Genomic DNA, 20,960 nt, shown 5'->3' on the forward strand with positions numbered 1-20,960 from the left:
TAAACAAAAACAAAAGGAATACAGCTATGAGAAAGTTACTATTCACCCTGGCATTTATCGCCACACTCACCACATCAGTGCCAACTATGGCGCAGAAGCATCGCCACACGCCCCGTACGCAAGAGTTGGTAGATACCACATCTTCCGCTGCAACAGCTATTGAAGCCTACTCCGACACTACGGCAACAGCGACAGATACCATCACCAGTTACAACAACAATAGTAGCAATGCCCCCTTTGCCAGTTTCGACTACGATGGAGGCGATGAAGGATTCGGTGCAAAATTTGTCATTACCGTCTGTTTCATACTCTTTGTCTTAGCCCCCTTATCAATCATCGGCCTCATCTTCTATTTCATCCGTCAAAGCCGAAAAGACAAAATACGCTTGGCAGAACTGGCTGCGCAAAACGGACAACCCATTCCCACCGACCTGTTGCGTTCTGCCAAAAACAGCAATGCCAACTATGCTCCCGGTGTACGCCAATGCTGTCTGGGCATCGGACTGGCCATATTCCTCGGCATCATCATGGACGAATTAGGATTCGGCATCGGTGCCCTCGTATTCTTCATCGGACTCGGCAAGATTATCAGTGTGTATCTCACCAAAGACAAATCGTTGCCCAATGCGCCCGAAACAAACGCCAGTGCACTTGACCCTGCACAAGATAACAATCATGCGCAGCACTAAGATCTATAGGATTAGGCATACGAAACAATACATCCAAGTAGAGAAACCATATATCCAAGTGGAACAAGAAAGCAGATAAAGCAATGCAGTCACTCACCGATTTTGCACTCGTCACACAGGTCACTATGATGGGCAACCGCCGGGCATTCGACCAGCTCGTGGTGCGCTATCAGTCACCTGTGCGGCGATTCTTCCTCCATCAGACGCTTGGCGACGAACCGTTGAGCGATGATTTGGCACAAGACACCTTTATCAAGGCGTGGCGCAACATCGGTTCGTTTCGCGCCATGTCGTCCTTTCAAACTTGGCTGATGCGCATTGCTTATAATGTATTCTACGATTATGTGCGCAGCAGAAAAACCACTTCCGACATTGACAACGTGGCAGAGCCAATGACCAACGGCAACAGCAATCCATCGCTACAGATGGATCTCTATCATGCCCTATCACTGCTCAAGCCCGACGAACGCACCTGCATTACCCTCCAATTGGTCGATGGCTACAAGATAGACCAAATAGCCAAGATCACCGACATGAAGGAGGGAACTGTAAAATCCATCCTCTTCCGAGGAAAAGAAAAACTAACCAAATATCTGAAACAAAATGGCTATGGATAGAAAAGACGAACAACTCTTGCAACAATTTTTCATAGAAGCTTCACAACAGACTATTGCAGACAATGGTTTTAGCGAACGTGTCATGCGCCGGTTGCCCAATCGTGCCAATTGGTTCAATCGTGTGTGGACATTGGGTTGTATCCTTATAGCTATAGCATTGCTTCTCATGAGCGATGCCATCACTATCGCCAAGACCAACATAGAAGTATTCACGCAGTCACTACTGAACGGAGGTCTCATAGAAATGTTGCCCACCATCAGCATGTTGATATTTGGACTCGCCATCGCTGGCGCCTACGAACTGTATGTTTGCGTGAAAGAGAATCTATAATCCTTGAAGCTCTCCTTAAATATCTCGCGCATACGCATACGCATGTGCGCGAGTCATTCATTTTGTTACCACCGACCACCCACTACCACAACCTACTATCTTTCAGTATTTTGTATAATGTTAACAACTTTTCCATCGACCACCGACCGACCACCAAATCCCCCATTACCCCCCCCCCACTTCATTCGTATAAATCACTTCCGAATGAGTTGTCCATTGGCATCAAACATGCCATAGGTGGTATTGGTCACACGAAATTCCGTGCGGCGATTCAATTGGTTGCATATCTCCTGTTGTTCAGGAGTAAGTGTCTTAATGAAGTCTTCCGTCAATACAGTATTCTCTTGTAAGAAGGGATAACACACCGCCAAACGGTGCTTAATAGTCTTTGGTTGTTCCTTTCCATAACCCACAGCCGTCAGTCTGTCGGCACTGATTCCGTGTGCTGTCAAATAGTGCGCCACAGCTTCAGCCCGCCTTTGCGACAGTCGTTTGTTATAATCGCCCTTGCCTTTATAGTCGCAATGGGCACTCAGTTCGATAGCCACATGCGGGTTGGTATTCAGCAGCGTTACCAGCGAGTCGAGTGCAGCCATTGACTCTGGTCGCAGTGTGGCACGATCGAAATCATAATGTATATTGTCTATCAGTACAGGAGCAGTGATACTTGCCAACGGAAACTGCAAGACATGTTCTTGCGACTCATCGGTTTCCACCACATGCAGTTCGGTCTGATGATTGAGATATCCTGGACATGATGCCATCAATACATAATCCACTCCAGGACGCACCGTTTGTGTAAACGAGCCGTTGTTCATCACGCTAAGTCGGAGGTTAGTGCCATCGTTTCCCACCATATAGACCACAGCTTGGGGAAGTTCATAACCTTCTCGCTCATAGACCCATCCCCTGACCGTCTGTATGATTTCAGGATTTTCAAAACTGTAGATATGATCCCATCCATGGGCATCACCACGGTTAGAAGAGAAGAATCCACGGTTTTTATTGCCTTCAAAAGTCATTCCAAAATCATCGCCCATGGAATTTAGCGGGTAGCCCGGATGTACTATAGTCCATCCTGATGCTGTCGGATGAGCTATATAGATATCGAGTCCTCCCATTCCCTCATGTCCATCGCTTGAGAAATAGAGGTCGCCATTGGGTCGAAACGTAGGAAACATCTCGTCGCCAGGGGTATTGACAGGTGTTCCAAGATTCTCTACCCCACCCAGTCCAGCTTCGGTCAGTCGCACTCTCCACAAGTCTTTACCGCCCATTCCGCCCGGCATGTCACTCACAAAATAGAGCCATTGTCCATCGGGACTGACTGCCGGATGGGCATAGAGCGACAGTGTATCGCGAGTGATAGGAAGCGGTTGCGGTTTGTTCCATGTGGCATCGCTACGGCGTGAGGTGACAATAGTAGCGAAACGCGGATAGCGCTCATCGCTCTGACAACTGGTGAGATACATGGTGCATCCGTCTGGCGATAGGCAACAAGCCCCTTCGTCAGCATTGGAATTGAGTTCGGTATCTATCACTTGCGGCCTCAACCATCGTCCCTGCTCGTCTTTCTGAGCCATGAAGATGTCGGCATTCTTAGTGCCAGTGATGCCACTGATATCATCGCCAGTAGCTTCGTTGCGAGTAGAAGTAAGATAAAGACGATCGTGTTCTGCTCCAGCCAATACCGGCGAATAGTCAGAACGTCGCGAATTGAACACATCTTCGCGTTTCACTTTATAGCGCGATCCCTCCTTTTTCCATTGCGGAGCCTTACGGGCAGACGCCAGGAGCGTTTGCGCCATACTGTTTTGCGGACACGAATCGAGCATTTCAGTCATCACCTTGGCAGCCTCTTTGTATTGTCCTACTTTGAGCAACTGTTGTCCCAAAGCCATACGTGTGGCAGAATCGCCCTGTTTATAACGCAGTGCATTGCGGTATGCGGTAATGGCTCTTGCGGTATAGTTGATGCGCCGGTAACATTCCGCCTGTCGCAAGGCTATCTGTCCACGTTGCGTGCGCTCTTTGGGCGATGTCTGCGAATAAGCCTTGCGGTACTGTGCTGCAGCATCGAAATAGTCACCTGTGGCATACAACTGGTCTCCTTGTTTGAGCGCCCGATCGGCACCACATGCCATGAGAAGCATGCAGAGCATCAACAGGGGTAGGTAGCGCGCAGTTGTATTCATCGCTTTGTTTTATGCTTTGAAGGGCAGTCGCCACTGGCAATGCAGATAGTCAGAACATCCGTATGCGGTCTTACCTTTGACGATATGACCTTTTCCACAGAGCGGACACGGCTGTCCGATGATGCTGTCATCGGGAGTTAGCGCCTGTTGCTTCGCTTTGGCCTTGGTGGTTTTGGCTTTGGCAGCCTTGGGTTTTGATGCTGTTTCAGCCTTTGGCGACTTCACCTTTTTCAGTTCAGCATCTGTCAATACGGTCACACGGCGGTTGGTAGTGTCGTGCATCACCTCATTGACAATGTCAGTCACCTGCTGTTTCAGTTCGTCTATAAACTGAGTGGCATCATATTTCTGATGTTCTATATCGCGCAGTTTCTTCTCCCAAATGCCCGTAAGTTCCGGACTTTTCAGCAGTTCTTCGTGTATCAGGTCTATCAGTTCGATACCCGTAGGCGTAGCCACGAGGCGCTTTCTGTCGCGTTTGATATAGTGTCGCTTGAAGAGTGTCTCGATGATACTGGCACGACTCGACGGTCTGCCAATGCCATTCTCCTTCATGGCAGCACGGAGTGTTTCGTCTTCAACAAATTTTCCGGCAGTTTCCATGGCACGCAAGAGCGATGCCTCGTTATACCAGTTGGGTGGTGTAGTCCATTTTTCGGTGAGTGTTGGCTGATGTTCGCCCGTTTCACCTTTGACAAAAGTAGGCAGTGTGCGCTCTTCGTCGTCGGGCTTTTTCTCTTCATCATCCACCACTTCCTTCTTCGTATCCCTTACCACACGCCATCCCGGATCGAGTATTTCCTTTCCCGTAGCCTTGAAGTCGATGTCATCTACCTGTCCGGTGACTGTTGTAGTAGAGAATTTACAGTCGGGCAGGAACACCCCGATGAAGCGTCTGGCTATGAGGTCAAACACCTTTCGTTCTGCGTCAGAGAGGTTTTGTGGCACCACTCCTGTTGGTATGATGGCATGGTGGTCGGTCACTTTGGAGCTGTCGAACACCCTTTTCGACTTTTTCAACGTCTTTCCGCCAATGGGTTTGATAAAATCGGTGTATGGTGCCACACCGGCGAACTGTGTCTGATAGAGTCCGTTGAGCGTAGCAGGACACTTGGGATAGATATCGTCTGACAGATACTGCGTATCTACACGCGGGTAAGTGGTGTATTTCCGCTCGTAGAGTGCCTGTATGAGATTGAGCGTCATCTCGGCAGAGAATCCGAATTTTCTATTGCAATCCACCTGCAACGAAGTGAGGTCGTAGAGTTGGGGTGGCTGTTCGGTACCGTTTTTCTTCTGCACACTGGTCACCGTGAAGGTTTTTCCTTCGATGGTAGAGAATGCCTGTTTGCCCTCTTCCTCATTGGTAAACTTTCCCTTGGTAGCCGTGAAAGTGGTGTCGCGATAGATGGTGGCGAGCACCCAATAGGGTTCTGGTTTGAAGTTTTCTATTTCCTTTTGTCGGTTCACAATGAGTGCCAGCGTCGGAGTCTGTACGCGTCCGATGGAGAGCACCTGTCTGTTTTGACCGTATTTCAAGGTGTAGAGTCTCGTGGCATTCATTCCCAACAGCCAGTCGCCTATAGCTCTCGACAGTCCAGCCATATAGAGAGGCTGATAGTCTGCTTGGTCTTTCAGATTGGCAAATCCCTCTCTGATGGCATCATCGGTCATCGACGATATCCACAATCTGCTGACCGGACAGGTAGCACCGGCCTTCTGCATCACCCATCGCTGTATCAGTTCTCCCTCTTGTCCGGCATCACCGCAGTTGACGATGCGTTCGGCTTGCTTCATCAGTTTCTCGATAACGGCAAATTGACGCTTGATACTGTCCTGTTCTATCAGTTTGATACCGAAGCGTGGCGGTATCATGGGCAGTGATGAGAGATTCCATGACTTCCACATGGACGTATAGTCGTTGGGTTCTTTCAACGTACAGAGGTGACCATAGGTCCATGTCACCTGGTATCCGTTGCCTTCTATATATCCGTCATGGGTTGTGTTGGCACCTATGATGCGTGCGATGTCGCGTGCAACACTGGGTTTCTCTGCTATACAGACTATCATGCTGTCGTTGTTGTTTTCTACATTAATAATAATATGGGCGATGGCCTGTTTCGAGCGATACCTGTATCCATGTCGATGGATTGAAGTGGTAGCGAACGGCTGCCCCTATTCTATCGCCGAGTTCATGGTCATAGACGGGCACAGGAATCTTATTGCCCATCAAGGTTTTCTGTCCGTAGAGGAATCCTTCCCAACGTTGTGAGAAACGATAATCGAGCACGGCATTGAATCCTGCCTGATGGAGATTATAGCCTGCCCAATCGGCATTATGGAAGTAGCCACCTACGGCGAGCGACAGTTTCTCGGTCACTGGCAGTGCATACATGCCGCTGACCTGCTGGCTGAAGCCTGCACCTTTCCATCCTTTGCCAAACGAAGTAAAGACGCTTGCACCGAGCATGAGGTTCATGCCCTTATGCAGTTTCCAGTTGTCCATCCCGACATAGCCCACAGGCCAATGACTCACAGCGGGCTGCATCTGTCCGTAAGCGTTGAGTTCAGGCAGATGTAGCGTAGAATCGGGCAATGCTCTTTGGTCCTCTTGCGCCATGATGGGCGGTGTAACAGCCAGCATCAGCAGCATCACCGTCATAGCCATCATGTGCCACATCTGATGTATTGGGCGATTGTATTTTGTTGATTGAATCTTCATCAGGTTTTTGTTTTATCTCTACGAAACACTATTGTTTCAAAGTGCGAAGTTACGATTTCTTATGGAGACCACCAAACATTTCTCTCTTTCTTTATGCTTTTTTCAGAAACGCCCTATCCTGATCTTTCGATATGACATGGGTTCCACTGCAGATAATTGCCAGCCTGTCAGTCTGTCTTTGTCCATAATCGTCCGGCTGTGTTTACCATTGTCCGCTTGTGGCCATTAAGGTCTGTCTTTGTCCGGCTCTGTCAGCTCTAAAACCGCTATTATCTGTGATTTATTTCGTTTTGCAAACTCTACCCATCAAAACGACTATTTTCTTTATTAAAAAATGCTATTTTTTTCATCTGTGAAATACAAGTTATTCGATTTTTTCATAAATTTACGGCGTAAAAAATATGTTTAACTTAAAACCCTACTATTATGAAAATCGGTATTCCTAAAGAAATCAAGAACAACGAGAGCAGAGTTGGCATGACACCCGCCGGAGTAGCAGAACTTATTCGCCATGGGCACCAAGTGTTTGTACAACACACAGCAGGCATCAACAGCGGGTTCAGTGATGAAAAATATGAAACTGTGGGGGCTAAAATTCTCCCCGACATAGCGTCTGTCTATAACGAGGCAGAGATGATTATCAAGGTGAAAGAACCTATAGAACAGGAATACAAGTTGATTAAACAGGACCAACTCGTTTTCACATACTTTCATTTTGCATGCGACAGACAACTTACCGAGGCTATGATAAAAACCGGAGCGGTCTGTCTGGCTTACGAAACAGTGGAAACTGACGACCATAAACTGCCGTTGCTCATCCCTATGAGCGAAGTGGCTGGTCGTATGGCTACACTCAACGGTGCCTATTATCTGCAAAAAAACAAAGGCGGAAAGGGTAAACTCATCAGTGGTGTGCCCGGTGTTGACCGCGTCAAGGTGCTGATATTAGGTGGTGGAACCGTTGGTGAAGCTGCAGCACGAATGGCTTGCGGACTCGGAGCTGACGTATGGATTACAGATATCTCGCTGCCACGCCTTCGCCAACTCGAAATGGAACTGCCGGTAAATGCGCACACCCTATACTCTACTGCACACAATATCAAGATGATGCTGCCCGACATTGATATCGTTGTTGGCAGCGTATTGATTCCGGGCGACAAAGCGCCCCACCTCATCACCAGAGAAATGCTGAAGATGATGCAGCCGGGTACCGTACTTGTAGATGTTGCTATTGATCAGGGCGGTTGCTTCGAAACGTCGCATCCCACTACCCACTCCGATCCTGTATATATTGTGGATGATATTGTTCACTATGCTGTTGCCAACATTCCAGGTTCTGTGCCCAATACTTCTACAATGGCGCTTACCAATGCCACACTGAGTTATGCCCTTGCCCTGGCAGACAAAGGATGGCGGAAGGCTTGCAAAGACGACCCTGCACTCTACAAAGGGCTCAATGTGGTTAATGGCAAAGTGACCTACCATGCTGTGGCAGATGTATTCGATTTGCCATACGAGCCTATTTCACTTTAAATCAACGAATAGTTGATGACTGAGCAAATTCAATGAATTTGCTCAGTAAACTCAATGAAATTGCTGACCAAATTCAATGTATTTGCTGAGGAAATTCAATGAAATTGCTGAGAAGATACGATGAAATTGGTCAGCAAAACAATTTGATTTGCCTACAAATAGATATTTCACACCATGCTTACTGGCGTCTGTTTTCACACCTATCACAGTTGTACTGAATGGCTTCAAACGTCATTTGCTCCTTTTCATATCTACTTGACAACAGTATAGGAGTCAGCTTATAACAAACAAAAGACATGCCGCACGGCTTCTGAAAACCATACGGCATGTCATAACTATGTTTGTGTGTTATCCTAAAAGTTCTTGGGGTATTTCCGGCATAGCACCTTGTTGGGTGCAGACATAAGCACTCACTTCAACAGCACGCTTATGGGCTTCGGGCACACTCATGCCCTTGAGAATACATGCACAGAACGTGCCTGTAAACGAGTCGCCAGCACCAACAGTATCAGCGACCTCCACCTTTGGAGTTTCTTGGAAAGACAGATTGCCAGGAGTAAACACATAACTGCCGTTCACGCCACACGTCAATACCAACATATCGAGATCGTATTTGCCGAGTATCAACCAGCATTTGTTTTCGATATCAAGACCGGGATAACCAAACATGCGACCTATTGTGACAAGTTCTTCATCGTTGATCTTCAAAATATTGCAACGCTTCAAACTCTCACAAATCACCTCTTTCGAATAGAAATTCTGACGGAGATTGATATCAAAAATCTTCAAGCAATCCATTGGAGTATAGTCAAGAAAGCGGTAAATGGTATCGCGACTGACCGTATTGCGCTGTGCCAACGATCCCCAACAAACGGCACCACAACCTATTGCCACCTCACGAATGTCGTGGGTAAAGGGAATATTGTCCCATGCCACATTTTGCTTGATGTCATAAGTGGGGACGCCGTCCTTGTCAAGTTCCACCTGTACCGTACCTGTGGGATAATCTACCACAGGCAATACATGTTTGAGCTGTTTCTCATCCAACAAGCGGAGAGCCTGAGTGCCTAAAACATCGTTGCCAATAGCACTAACGGCTACCGATGGCAAGCCATGCTGACCAGCATGATAAGCAAAGTTGGCAGGAGCACCGCCCAATTGTGATCCGGTAGGAAGCACATCGAAAAGGATTTCACCCAATCCTACACAGTATTTTTTCTTCAAATTAGTATTCATAATTTATGTTCTATTGTTTAAAGTTCAACAAAGCTATTACATTTCCACCTTATTGATATAAGAGAACAGATAGATAACACCCACTGCCATGACAGCAACGGCACCCACCTGACCTACGGCATCGCTGGCAAAACCCATGATGAGTGGGAATACAGTACCGCCGAAAAGGCCCATAATCATCAAACCGCTCACTTCGTTTTTCTTCTCTGGAACTGACAAAAGGGCCTGGGAGAATACGATGGAGAAGACATTGGAGTTGCCATAACCTACCAAAGCGATAGCGATATAAAGGATGATTTTGCTCTCGCCGACGAACAAGCCTATCATGCTCAGCGCCATCATCACGATGCTAATGGCGAAAAACAAACGTGGTTTCAATATGCGAAGGAAGAATGAACCGGTGAAACAACCAATGGTGCGGAAAATGAAATAAAGGCTGGTGGCAATGGCTGCTTCATTCAATGTCCATTGCAGACGCTCTATCAGAATCTTTGGTGCGGTGGTATTGGTGCCCACATCGATGCCCACATGACACATGATGGCGATGAACGACAGCAGAACAATGGGTTTGCCCAACAATCGAAAACATTCACCAAAACCAGAAACTCCACCATTCATCTCTTCTTCCTCAATAGGTGTTCCTGCCAAAAATACCGTGGCAGCAATGCCGATGACGAGATAAATGGGGAAGAGCACACGCCAACCTAAACCGAATGTGGGGATGGTGGCAATGGCACCCCACATGGCAATGTATGGGGCAAGGAATGACGCAATGGCTTTGACAAACTGGCCAAAAGTCAGAGTGGATGCCAGATGTTTGCCGGTGGCAACCACCGAAACCAATGGGTTGAGCGATGTTTGCATCAGTGCATTACCAATGCCCAACAGCGAAAACGATACCAACATCAGTTCGAACGATTCGCCAAGGATAGGCAACAGTAGCGACACAGCAGTCACGATGAGCGACAACAGCACAGTGCGCTTGCGTCCAATCTTATTCATCAACATGCCTGTAGGCACGGAGAATATTAGAAACCAGAAGAATACCAGCGATGGGAACAGATTGGCTGTTGCATCATTGAGGTTGAGATCTTCCTTTACGTAGTTGGAGGCAATACCTACCAAATCTACAAATCCCATGGCGAAGAAACAGAGCATCACCGGGATAAGGGTCAACTTAGATGATTTATTCATTGTTTATTTTTCTATAGCAATGGTCTGCCAGTTAGGGAAGACCATTGCTTTTTGATGTTTATAGTGCTACAATCATTATAATGCAATCTTGTGGAGCTTTACATTCTTGTATTCTGCCTTACCGCCTTTGCTATAGAGTTTCACATTCTCGTATGGTTCAACAGGGAACACAAGGTTGGTCATGGCAATGCGACCGCCATCTACAAAAAGTTCGATAGATGACTTATCTACGAAGATATCAACATGATAAGTGGTCTTGCCATCCTCGCATAGCGTCAGTGGTGCCCATGTGGCAAGGGAGAAATCGTTCTTATAGTTGATAGAATTGGTGATGCGGGCTGGTTGTTTGCCTTCTGCAACAAGTTGCTTGTCCCATGCTAATTCGATATCATGGGGACTTGCCTGCTTGCCAAAGTCGGTCAAGCCACTCTCGGTTCGATCCATCACTACCTTGCCCTGCTTCATATCGAAATAGATCAGGGTACGCTCACGTTTGTTATTTGAGATCTCAATACCTGCAATACCGTTGGCATCAGGAGTAACATCAGCCTCAATCTCGAAGGCGCCTTCCATATTGGCAACAGCACTCTTCAATTCTTTGGCATCTGCTACAGTAGCATCAGCGATATCCTTAGTATCCTTTCTCAAGGCATAAACCTCAGGGGCAACATCTTCTGAAACATAGTATTTGCCGTTCTTCTCATAGAGTTTCAACTCTCTTGGCAAACCGTTGGCACCACGATTCTGCTTGAACGGAGTGAGATTGGCATACTGCCAGTTGCTCATCCAGGTCATCGCCAATACTCTATCACCCGTGTTTGAGAAGGTAACAGTTGCATAATGATCCTTACCCCAATCGAGCCATTTTACATCGTTAGCATCGGGACAAATAAAGTTTTTACCATCGAAATCGCCAACAAAATACTCAGTAGCACTACCGCCAAACCAGCAACCGGGGTTGATATTCATAATCATCACCCATTTCTTGTTCTTCTTATCGCCATTGACAGGCAACTGGAAGAAGTCGGGACACTCATACTGACAAGGTTGCTGACCCATACTTTTGCCGAAGGCCCTGACGTAATCCCACTTCTTGAGATTCTTTGATTTATAGAAACGCGTCTCTTTATCGGCAGAAACGATCATGTACCAACACTTTCCTTTCTCATACCAGAACACTTTCGGATCACGGAAATCCTTCAAGCCATCGAATGGTGTCAACACAGGATTGCCTTCATACTTGGTGAAAGTACGACCGTTGTCGGTGCTGTATGCCATGCACTGAATCTGACCGTTTTTATCACTTGCTGAAGTATAAAGCGCTATGATGGCATCCTTGCCATAGCCTGCGGTATTGCGCTTGTCAACGACAGAACTTCCTGAGAAAATATGGCCCATATTGTCGCGGGCGATAGCTGGGGCGAGATGTTCCCAATGTACGAGATCTTTGCTGACTGCGTGTCCCCAGTGCATATTGCCCCACTTGCTTCCATAGGGGTTATACTGGAAGTAGAGATGATATTCACCGTCTTTATAGACCATGCCGTTGGGGTCGTTCATCCAGCCATAGAGCGGAGTGAAATGATAAGAAGGACGATAGTAATCGGTGTTGGTGGTATCGAATGTATCGTTGAGTTTCATCAGATTGACAGCCAAAGCATCTTTCTTCAAACCAAGAATCTTAACCGTTGCAGTTTTTCCCTTACCCAAGGCGAATGGCACGTAATAGTCAGCACCGTTCTGTGCCAGGCGCACATCCATCCAAGTATCATCCTTGCTACCTGTATCGAGTAACACTTGTGCTTCATCCTTTTCTTCCTGGACGGGGAGCAGCAGATACTTAGTGGGGTTTTCAACCTTGATGACAGTGGTGTCACCTTTATGTTCGATACTCATTTTCTGTGCGAAAGCAGAAGAAGCAGATGCCATCAGTAGCAGGCAAGATGCTTTGATGAAATTGTTTGTTCTCATTGTGTTAGTATTTTAGGATTGTACTATATAAACGTTGGATTTCTGTTTTTCTTGTGTTATCAACAGTTCTGTATATGTAACATCCCGAATCAGTCACCCGTATGAAAGGTGTATTATATATGAATATTCTTTTATTTGTGTTTATGCATTACAACCATATCCTGTTTAACGTAATTGATATCAATATCTGTGTTATCCTGAATCTGTGTTATCCTAATTAGGGCCTGACAACTAATGGGGTGATACTATACAGAGGCTGTCGATAATGTTATAAAGATTGAAGCGATTAGAATTTCAGCGATGCTGAGAATTCTACAGTAAATGGACGGAGATAACTACCTGTCATGATTTGATTCTTAATACCCTTGGCTTCATCCTTGGTAATAAGTTCGGCACCGGCAATACTGCCTTTAGCACCAGTCTGATTGAGGAAGTTTACTACTGTACAGCCAAGTGCGAGGCGCTTGGTGGCCTGCCAGTTGATACCGCCAAAGGTTTCCCAGTGACCGTTGAAGTAATATGCCTCGTTGATATTGGCATAGGTCTTGCTAAAGTAACGGAAACTGGTCCAGAGCTTGATATTCTTGGTTATCATATAGCTAGGATCCAATTCTATAAGTACCTGAGGAATCTCAGCAACAATATTGCCTGTGGCATTGATTGTACCAATATAGCCATCGTTGAAAGTTACAGAGGTTTCAAACTTCTTGTAGGTAGGTTTCTGATAAGTGAAGAGGAAGTGGAAATCAAATCCTTTGAAAGGATGAGCCACTGCATCAGTTGTCCAGCCCCAAGTCTGGATATCGTATGCCAAAGGTGCTGCCTTGATTTCACTGCCATGTTGCAAATTGAGCGTTGAGTTATTGTTCGTCTTTGAAATGTATGAGAACAACGAGGTCAGACTTAACCATGAATTGTTATAATAGATTCCTGCACGTCCCAGTGGCACTGAGATCTTATCGGTATTAGGCAATGTTGCTGGTGCGAATGCCTCAAACTTAGGATGCTGCACGATATAAGTAAAATCGCCAGTGAATCCAAACTTATTGGTCAACTTATAAGTTGCTGCCAGCGAGAAATCGTAGTTCACCCAGTTGTAGTTCAAATCTACAGGAGCTATCTTGGTTCCATCAGCGGCTGTAGCACCGAGATGATAGTCAGCAAAACGACCGACAAACTCACCCTGAGCATTCTTCACTGCTGCATTCTCACCCTTCAGTTTCTGCCATTCCAAGCGAGCACCATAGTAGAGATTCAATTTCTTGGTCACATCCCAATCGTGGGTAAAATAGAGTGCCAATTTATTTTCACTTCCCTTATAATATTCTGAAGCGTTCTTGTTGAAGTCATAGAAATAACTGTTGCGCTGGTTGGCATCCCATACACGAACGGCATAACTGCCATCTGCTGGCACGCTCTGATCGTACATGGTTGTGTTTGAGCAATAGTCGATATGATAAAACCACTCGTTGATGCCCAATCGAAGGGTTGAATTGCGGAACTTCTTAGAAAGTTCAGAAGTAAAGAGAGCCTCGTCGATGGTTCCGGCATTGAGACATGACATGCGGGTCTGGACATACTGTCCGTCGTAGGCCTGAGTCTTGTCGTCAATATCGCGATACATATATTGATATCTGCCTTGGTTGTCATCGCTCTTCAAGTCGATAATAGCCATAGGAGTCTGAAACACCATGGCACCACGAGAGTGGTCATATTTCAAAGTAGCCTTCCAATTCAAGCCATTGTCAAACCGATAAGTGTTCATCAGTGTCACCTCACTGGCTTTATTCAAGCAAGCATCGTAGAGTGTGGTCTGTTCCAACTCTCCTGTACGCATATTGCGATAGGTCATATTGTTATCTGTGGGAAGATAAGAAGTAGTACCGAGTTTGAATTTGCCATACTCTTTCACGCTGCCATCACCCACATAGACAAAGGGAGCACTCTGAGTGGCATAGTTATATACATTATGGCTGTTGGCATATTTGTACATAGCGGTAAATTCACCACGGTTGCCGTTATAGCGTTTAGTAAGGAGTGCCTTATAGATTTGAGTGCGGTCTTGATAAGGAGTGGATTTGATTTTGAAGGTTCCCGGATCGAAATCCTGATACATATTCATACTATAGTACCAGTCTTTACCCAAGTCGCCATTCATATTCAAAGAGAATTCTTGCAGTCCGAAATGGTTGCTCTTATAGTTCAACGTACCATTGAATCCCTTTTGTCCCTTCTGGGTAAATGAATTGACTGCATAACCGATATTACCGGTGGTGATGGCTGTTTCGGCTATTTTGAGCAATCCTTGGTGACTCAAACTGGCATCACCGCGCCAAATAGTGTTAACTGAATGGGGATTGGTGGCATAGGTGACAGGCAAACCGTTCTCCAACACATTGACATCGGCAGAGGGAAGTCCGATTTGAATCTCACGTGGACCATTAGCACTGGCAGCATTGAGCATTACATTGCGGTTGCCTTCCTCTTTGGCATTGGCATTGTCGTCTTGCGCAAAAACTGCCGCTACATTTAATAATGAAATTGTAAGCACTGTGACGGTTGCAAATTTACCATTGAATAAGGTGTTCATAATCGTTACGTTTTTTATTGTTAGCATTGTTGTTTGATTTCTGCTGCAAATTTACGATACGAATAGAACACCGTACATAAAAATCATTTCATCGGATACAAAAAATCGTTCATGGTAACATTTTTATTAGTCCATGAACGATTTTTATCATTAAATACCAACTTTAATGCATGGTTTTCATATAGTTACAACCAACCCTACCCTACTTCACCAGGTAACATACCATATTCATCTTTGAAACATTTGGTGAAATAAGACGGTGCTGAGAAACCTACTTCATAGGCAACTTCTGCTATACTCATGCTACGACTCTCCAAGAGGCGCTTGGCCTTATAGAGCCTTGCCTTGCGCATCAGGTCAACAACCGAAGAACCTGTCATGGCCTTCACCTTGCGATAAAGTTGTACACGGCTCAAACCGATTTCCCTACCAATATCTTCAACACCAAACTCACTGCGCGAGAGATTTGACTGAATAATATGGTGCAACTGTTTCATAAACTGTTTATCGCGATCATCCATGGACGATTGGTCTATCGTCTGTTCATCGGCCTGCGTAATATCCTTGAACAGCGACTTCAACAATCGGCGTTGCTTCAACAGATTGTTGATACGAGCAAGAAGCACCTTACTATGGAATGGCTTGGTGATATAGGAGTCTGCCCCATGCTCATAACCCTCTGCTCGCTGTTCTTCCAGATTCTTTGCTGTCAGCATGATGACGGGAATATGCGATGTAGCAGTATTGGTCTTCAAACGTTCGGTAAATTCGAGACCGTCCATAACGGGCATCATCACATCGCATACTACTAAATCGGGTACTTCCTTTATTGCCACATCAAGACCTTCCTTGCCATCAGCTGCTTCCAATACAAAGTAATCGTCCTGCAACAAAGTACGTTCATACTGACGGATGTCATTATTGTCGTCTATAATTAATAATGTGGGACGGTCGGTATCGGGATTTACCAATTGCTGAACCTTGCCCTGCAGTTTGTCTCCGTCATCAATATACTGCATGCTACTCTCATCAACAGCTATGTTACCTTCTGACTCTTCTGGTTCCACTTCACCTTCTTGGGTAAGAGGCAGAACCACAATAAAGTCGGCACCCTTGCCACTTTCACTCTCCACCCATACTTCACCATGATGCAATTCCACAAAGGATTTGACCAATGCCAATCCTATGCCTGTACCGCTGGCGGCACCCTGGGCTTGGAAGAAACGTTCAAATACCTGCGTTACCTCTTCACGTGCAATGCCCTTTCCTGTATCTTTCACATCGATGCGCAATGCATCAGGAGTTTCTGCATCACAAAGCGAAACAAATATGTTGCCACCAGACGGGGTATATTTCAAGGCATTACTCAGGAGATTGAATACTATACGTGCCACTTTCTCTTTATCGGCAATGATGGTCGGTGAAGCTTTAAAGCCTTCGGTGTTGAAGTGGAGTTGGATATTCTTGCGCTCTGCCGTCAGTCGGAAGTCATCAACCCATAAGGTCATAGCCTCTACAATATTGAAACGATTGAGCGTCAATGTCATTTTTCCATTTTGTATCTTTCGGAAATCGAGAATAGAACCTACGAGTTGCTGTAATGCCAATGCGTTGCGCTTCACCATACCAAGTAGTTCCCTACTACGTCCCTTGATATTGTGATCATCAAGCAACATTTCCACCGGATCAGCTATCAAAGTCAATGGTGTACGGAGTTCATGACTGATATTGGTAAAGAATACCAAGCGCGAATGGGTCAACTCCATCACCTCATCGTTGAGTCGTTTCAGTTCATCGTTCTTATCTTCCAATTCCCCATTCATGCGCTTCAATTCATCATTGGCATTGGCAAGTTTCTCATTGAGTCGAGTCTTGACAATATAACTTCTGAATATCAACGTAGAAGCAATAATACATACCAGTAGGAAAAGTCCCAAGCTCATCAACAGAACCTTTTGGGCATTATAATCCGATAGATATTTATCTACTTGATGGTGGAGCGTTCTTAGTTTGTGCGTTTGCCGTTCGGCATCTCTTGCCTCCATAAGGGTGAGTTCGGCATTTGCTTTAGTAATGATGGAAGAGCTTAGGTAATTATCACGCTGATAAGGTTGATGGTTTAGTATCGTCAAAGCCAATGCAATGACCTCATCGCCTTTGGTGGGATAGAGATAGGATGCTTCAAACACACCATCGCGCACCAATTCCAAGCCTCCGCCTTCGGTAGCCATGCCATCCACACCAGTATATTTATAATTGCGGTTAACGCCCATTTGTCTGGCTGCCACATAGGCCCCCCATGCCAATCGGTCGTTATGAGCAAACACATAATCGAAATTCTGTGTCTGTTGGAGAATACGTTTCATGGCCTTTATACCACTTTCTTCCTTCCAATCACCACCTTCTGAGGCTACAAGATGAATATCAGGATAGTGTTTGACAGCATCCATAAAACCACGATGACGCTCTATGGCAGGTGAAGAACCCTCCGATCCTCGGATTTCCACGATGCGCCCCTTGCCATGAAGCTGTTGTGCGATGAAAGTACCCATCGACTTGCCAATAACATAATTGTCACACCCGATGAATGCGGTATATTTGTCGGAATTGGTTTTGCGGTCATATAGAATAACAGGAATACCTCTGTCATAGGCACGTTCTACAGCCTTTGATATGGCACTCAACTGATTTGGTGAAACAATCAACAAATCCACGCCTTCATCAACAAACTGGTTGATTTGCTTATTCTGCAATACATTGTCATCGTTGGATGAAGCAAGTTTCACCATAATGGAATCATTGAGATACTCTCCCGTTTTCAATTCTTCGTTGAGTTTGTCGCGCCAAACATCTTCTGAACATTGAGATACAGCTATTACAAACTTTTTATCAGGTTTTCCACAACCCACAACTATAGCGACAAGCAGTAAGAGTGCCAGTCTGAATGTACGGGCAACAGGATACATCAGAAATTTATAAGCTGGTATAAGTTTCATATAATGAATATCTATAGAGAGGTCTAACCGCTTGCAAATATACACTATTCTCGTGTTATTGCCAAAAAAAAAGCATACATTTTAATCTATAAAAATCAAAACACGTCATATCTTTACGTCACAATACCCTATTCATATACGCATATAAAGAAAGCAACAAAGCAGGAAAACAATGCAATAATAGCTTGCAGACAGCTTGGCGTATGATTTATTATATATATAATGTACGCGCACGTGCGAACTGTAAATCAACATGTTTATATATTTCCAAACAGTATCAGCCCGATTGGGTTACAACCAAATAATCGATTCTGATTAAATAGCCGGAGCCCCATCATTGATATAATGACAGGGCTTCGACAGGATGGCTATTCAGAGGATTAACTCCATATGGGTGTTGCCGGTTGATTACAGCAAGGCCGATGTACGAACACGACTCAAGGTCTCTGGAGTCATCTGCAAATAACTCGCGATATAGACCAATGGAGCGCGTAGTACCAATTGCGGACTTTCCTTCACCAACTTGGCATAACGGTCCTGTGCAGTCTCGAAGCGCAGCATATCTGCATGCTTCTGAGAGATGATGAGCGACTCTTCCAATATCTTACGATAGAGCATCTGAATATTGACATTCTTAATAGCCTCTTGCTCAAGCGCAGCCTTTGGCAATGCATAGATGATAGTGGGTTCAAGAGCAACAATCTGCTGTTTCGACGGTTCCTCATGAAACAAACTTTCGATAGCCATACAGATTGTGTTTTCTGTTGCCATATATTCGGTCAACTCTTTACCATTTTTATGATAGAACTGTCGCACCAGTCCCTTGACAATCCAGAAGATATTTTTGCATACCTCCCCTTCGCGCAGAATGTATTCACCCTTCTGAAATTTCATTGGAACCAATATACCTTCCAGCATATCGAGTTCGTCATGTGTCATCGTACTGTATCGACGTGCCAGTTCACGAGCCACATCACGTGGCGTCAGTCCAATATTAGTCATCGTTTTTGGCTTTTATTATATGAGTTAAGATTTTTATTTGTTCGTTAGTTAGTCTAACTTCAGCACAGCAAGGAAAGCTTTCTGTGGCACTTCCACATTGCCAATTTGTTTCATGCGTTTCTTTCCTTTCTTCTGTTTTTCAAGCAGTTTGCGTTTTCGGCTCACGTCGCCTCCGTAACATTTAGCTGTCACATCCTTGCGCACACACTTAATGGTTTCGCGGGCAACAATCTTGGCTCCGATGGCTGCCTGAATGGCAATATCAAACTGTTGACGAGGAATAAGTTCCTTAAGTTTCTCACACATACGTCGTCCAAAGGATACGGCATTATCCTGATGGGTCAGCGTTGAGAGTGCATCGACTGGTTCACCATTGAGCAAGATGTCAAGTTTCGCCAGTTTGGAAGGTCGGAAACAATCTACATGATAGTCGAATGAGGCATAACCCTTAGAGATAGACTTGAGTTTGTCGTAGAAGTCGATAACGATTTCTCCCAATGGCAACATGAAATGCAGTTCCACACGATTACCACTGACATACTGCTGGTCTATCAGTTCACCACGTTTATCGAGACAAAGCGTCATGATAGGGCCGATATAGTCGGCAGCAGTGATGATTGAAGCACGGATATAGGGTTCTTCGATATGGTCGATGAGCGTAGGTTCAGGCAATCCCGAAGGGTTGTGCACCTCTTTCACTCCACCCTGCTTATCGTAGCACATATAGGTTACGTTGGGCACTGTGGTGATAACATCCATATTGAACTCGCGGTCGAGACGCTCCTGTACAATCTCCATGTGCAACAAACCGAGGAATCCGCAACGGAATCCAAAGCCAAGGGCAATGGAGGTCTCAGGCATAAAGGTAAGTGAGGCATCGTTCAACTGCAGTTTCTCAAGAGAGGCACGCAAGTTCTCATAGTCAGTTGGATCAATGGGATAGACACCCGCAAACACCATGGGTTTCACTTCCTGGAATCCGGCAATAGCCTTTTCGCAAGGACGTGCCACATGAGTAATGGTATCGCCGACCTTCACCTCTTTAGAGTCTTTAATGCCACTGATGATATAGCCCACATCACCGGTACGCAATTCGTTGCGTGGTATCATGTCCATTTTGAGCACACCTACCTCATCGGCTTCATATTCCATACCAGTATTAAAAAATTTCACTTTATCACCTTGACGGATAACACCGTTTTCAATCTTGAAATAGGCAATAATGCCACGGAAGGAATTAAACACCGAATCGAAGATCAAAGCCTGTAATGGTGCATCGGCATCGCCTTGCGGATGGGGAATACGTTCCACTACAGCGTCGAGAATCTGCTGTACTCCTTCACCTGTTTTTCCGCTTGCACGGATAATATCTTCTGGGTCACAACCAATGAGATCAACAATTTCGTCTTCCACCTCATCGGGCATAGCCGAAGGCATATCTATTTTATTGATGACGGGAATAATCTCCAAATTATGGTCAATAGCCATATAGAGGTTTGAAATGGTCTGTGCCTGCACACCCTGTGTGGCATCTACCACAAGCAGAGCGCCCTCGCACGCGGCAATAGATCGCGATACCTCATAAGAGAAATCGACGTGTCCTGGAGTATCAATCAAATTGAGCACATATTGCTCTCCGCCATGCGAATATTCCATTTGGATTGCATGGCTCTTGATCGTTATACCACGCTCTCGCTCCAAATCCATATCATCAAGCATCTGACCACCAGTAATCTGAATGGTCTTTGTATATTCAAGCATTCTGTCAGCCAGTGTTGACTTGCCATGATCAATATGGGCAATAATGCAGAAGTTTCTTATATGTTTCATTGTTTCGTTTACGTACAATTTTGTGCAAAGTTACGAAAAAAATATGAATAACAC

The 20,960-nt window shown here is 45.5% G+C and carries 14 protein-coding genes; 4 read left to right on the top strand and 10 right to left on the bottom strand.

Features of this window, described 5'->3' with window-relative positions:
* Positions 1–26: 26 nt before the first annotated feature.
* The 3 genes from CIK88_RS08035 (at position 27) to CIK88_RS08045 (ending at position 1,637) form a co-directional block, all read left to right on the top strand.
* Positions 27–689: a DUF6249 domain-containing protein gene (locus CIK88_RS08035; protein ID WP_094435705.1), complete on the top strand. Its 663-nt coding sequence runs from the start codon at positions 27–29 to the stop codon at positions 687–689.
* A gap of 83 nt (positions 690–772) precedes the next feature.
* Positions 773–1,306: an RNA polymerase sigma factor gene (locus CIK88_RS08040; protein ID WP_094390651.1), complete on the top strand. Its 534-nt coding sequence runs from the start codon at positions 773–775 to the stop codon at positions 1,304–1,306.
* Positions 1,299–1,637: a DUF5056 domain-containing protein gene (locus tag CIK88_RS08045; protein ID WP_158214664.1), complete on the top strand. Its 339-nt coding sequence runs from the start codon at positions 1,299–1,301 to the stop codon at positions 1,635–1,637. Before CIK88_RS08040 ends, CIK88_RS08045 begins: the two co-directional genes overlap by 8 nt.
* A 194-nt stretch (positions 1,638–1,831) precedes the next feature.
* Here CIK88_RS08045 and CIK88_RS08050 read toward each other — a convergent pair whose 3' ends face one another.
* Genes CIK88_RS08050 through CIK88_RS08060 form a run of 3 tightly spaced genes read right to left on the bottom strand, consistent with a single transcriptional unit; the run spans position 1,832 to position 6,554 of the window.
* The gene (locus CIK88_RS08050) at positions 1,832–3,832 is read right to left on the bottom strand and encodes an OmpA family protein (RefSeq protein WP_094435707.1); all 2,001 of its coding nucleotides are present in this window, start codon (positions 3,830–3,832) and stop codon (positions 1,832–1,834) included.
* Positions 3,833–3,841: 9 nt separating this feature from the next.
* The gene (locus CIK88_RS08055; RefSeq protein WP_094435709.1) at positions 3,842–5,902 is read right to left on the bottom strand and encodes a DNA topoisomerase 3; all 2,061 of its coding nucleotides are present in this window, start codon (positions 5,900–5,902) and stop codon (positions 3,842–3,844) included.
* Positions 5,903–5,924: 22 nt separating this feature from the next.
* Positions 5,925–6,554 carry a hypothetical protein gene (locus CIK88_RS08060; protein ID WP_254046874.1) on the bottom strand — a complete coding sequence of 210 codons (630 nt, stop codon included), beginning with the start codon at positions 6,552–6,554 and terminating at the stop codon, positions 5,925–5,927.
* A gap of 426 nt (positions 6,555–6,980) precedes the next feature.
* On the opposite strand from CIK88_RS08060, the gene ald reads away from it, so the two are divergent.
* A complete protein-coding gene (gene ald, locus CIK88_RS08065) occupies positions 6,981–8,087 on the top strand; it encodes an alanine dehydrogenase (RefSeq protein ID WP_094435711.1) in 1,107 nt (368 codons plus the stop codon).
* Between the two features lie 348 nt (positions 8,088–8,435).
* Here ald and CIK88_RS08070 read toward each other — a convergent pair whose 3' ends face one another.
* The 7 genes from CIK88_RS08070 to lepA all read right to left on the bottom strand — a co-directional run bounded on the left by CIK88_RS08070 (position 8,436) and on the right by lepA (position 20,906).
* Positions 8,436–9,323 (bottom strand): carbohydrate kinase, encoded by an 888-nt coding sequence (locus tag CIK88_RS08070; protein WP_094435713.1) that lies wholly within the window; start codon positions 9,321–9,323, stop codon positions 8,436–8,438.
* A gap of 36 nt (positions 9,324–9,359) precedes the next feature.
* The gene (locus CIK88_RS08075; protein WP_094435715.1) at positions 9,360–10,517 is read right to left on the bottom strand and encodes an MFS transporter; all 1,158 of its coding nucleotides are present in this window, start codon (positions 10,515–10,517) and stop codon (positions 9,360–9,362) included.
* 75 nt (positions 10,518–10,592) lie between these two features.
* Positions 10,593–12,488, bottom strand: coding sequence for a GH32 C-terminal domain-containing protein (locus CIK88_RS08080; RefSeq protein ID WP_094435717.1), 1,896 nt, complete (start codon positions 12,486–12,488; stop codon positions 10,593–10,595).
* A gap of 286 nt (positions 12,489–12,774) precedes the next feature.
* Positions 12,775–15,078, bottom strand: coding sequence for a TonB-dependent receptor (locus tag CIK88_RS08085; protein ID WP_094435808.1), 2,304 nt, complete (start codon positions 15,076–15,078; stop codon positions 12,775–12,777).
* 197 nt (positions 15,079–15,275) lie between these two features.
* Complete coding sequence (locus CIK88_RS08090) at positions 15,276–18,074, bottom strand: substrate-binding domain-containing protein (protein ID WP_094390659.1); 2,799 nt, start codon at positions 18,072–18,074, stop codon at positions 15,276–15,278.
* A gap of 408 nt (positions 18,075–18,482) precedes the next feature.
* Positions 18,483–19,076: a Crp/Fnr family transcriptional regulator gene (locus tag CIK88_RS08095; RefSeq protein WP_094390660.1), complete on the bottom strand. Its 594-nt coding sequence runs from the start codon at positions 19,074–19,076 to the stop codon at positions 18,483–18,485.
* Between the two features lie 48 nt (positions 19,077–19,124).
* On the bottom strand, positions 19,125–20,906 hold the full coding sequence (lepA, locus tag CIK88_RS08100) for a translation elongation factor 4 (protein WP_094390661.1): 1,782 nt from the start codon (positions 20,904–20,906) through the stop codon (positions 19,125–19,127).
* Between the last annotated feature and the right edge of the window lie 54 nt (positions 20,907–20,960).

This window comes from Prevotella sp. P5-50, assembly GCF_002251295.1.
Classification (GTDB): Bacteria; Bacteroidota; Bacteroidia; order Bacteroidales; family Bacteroidaceae; genus Prevotella.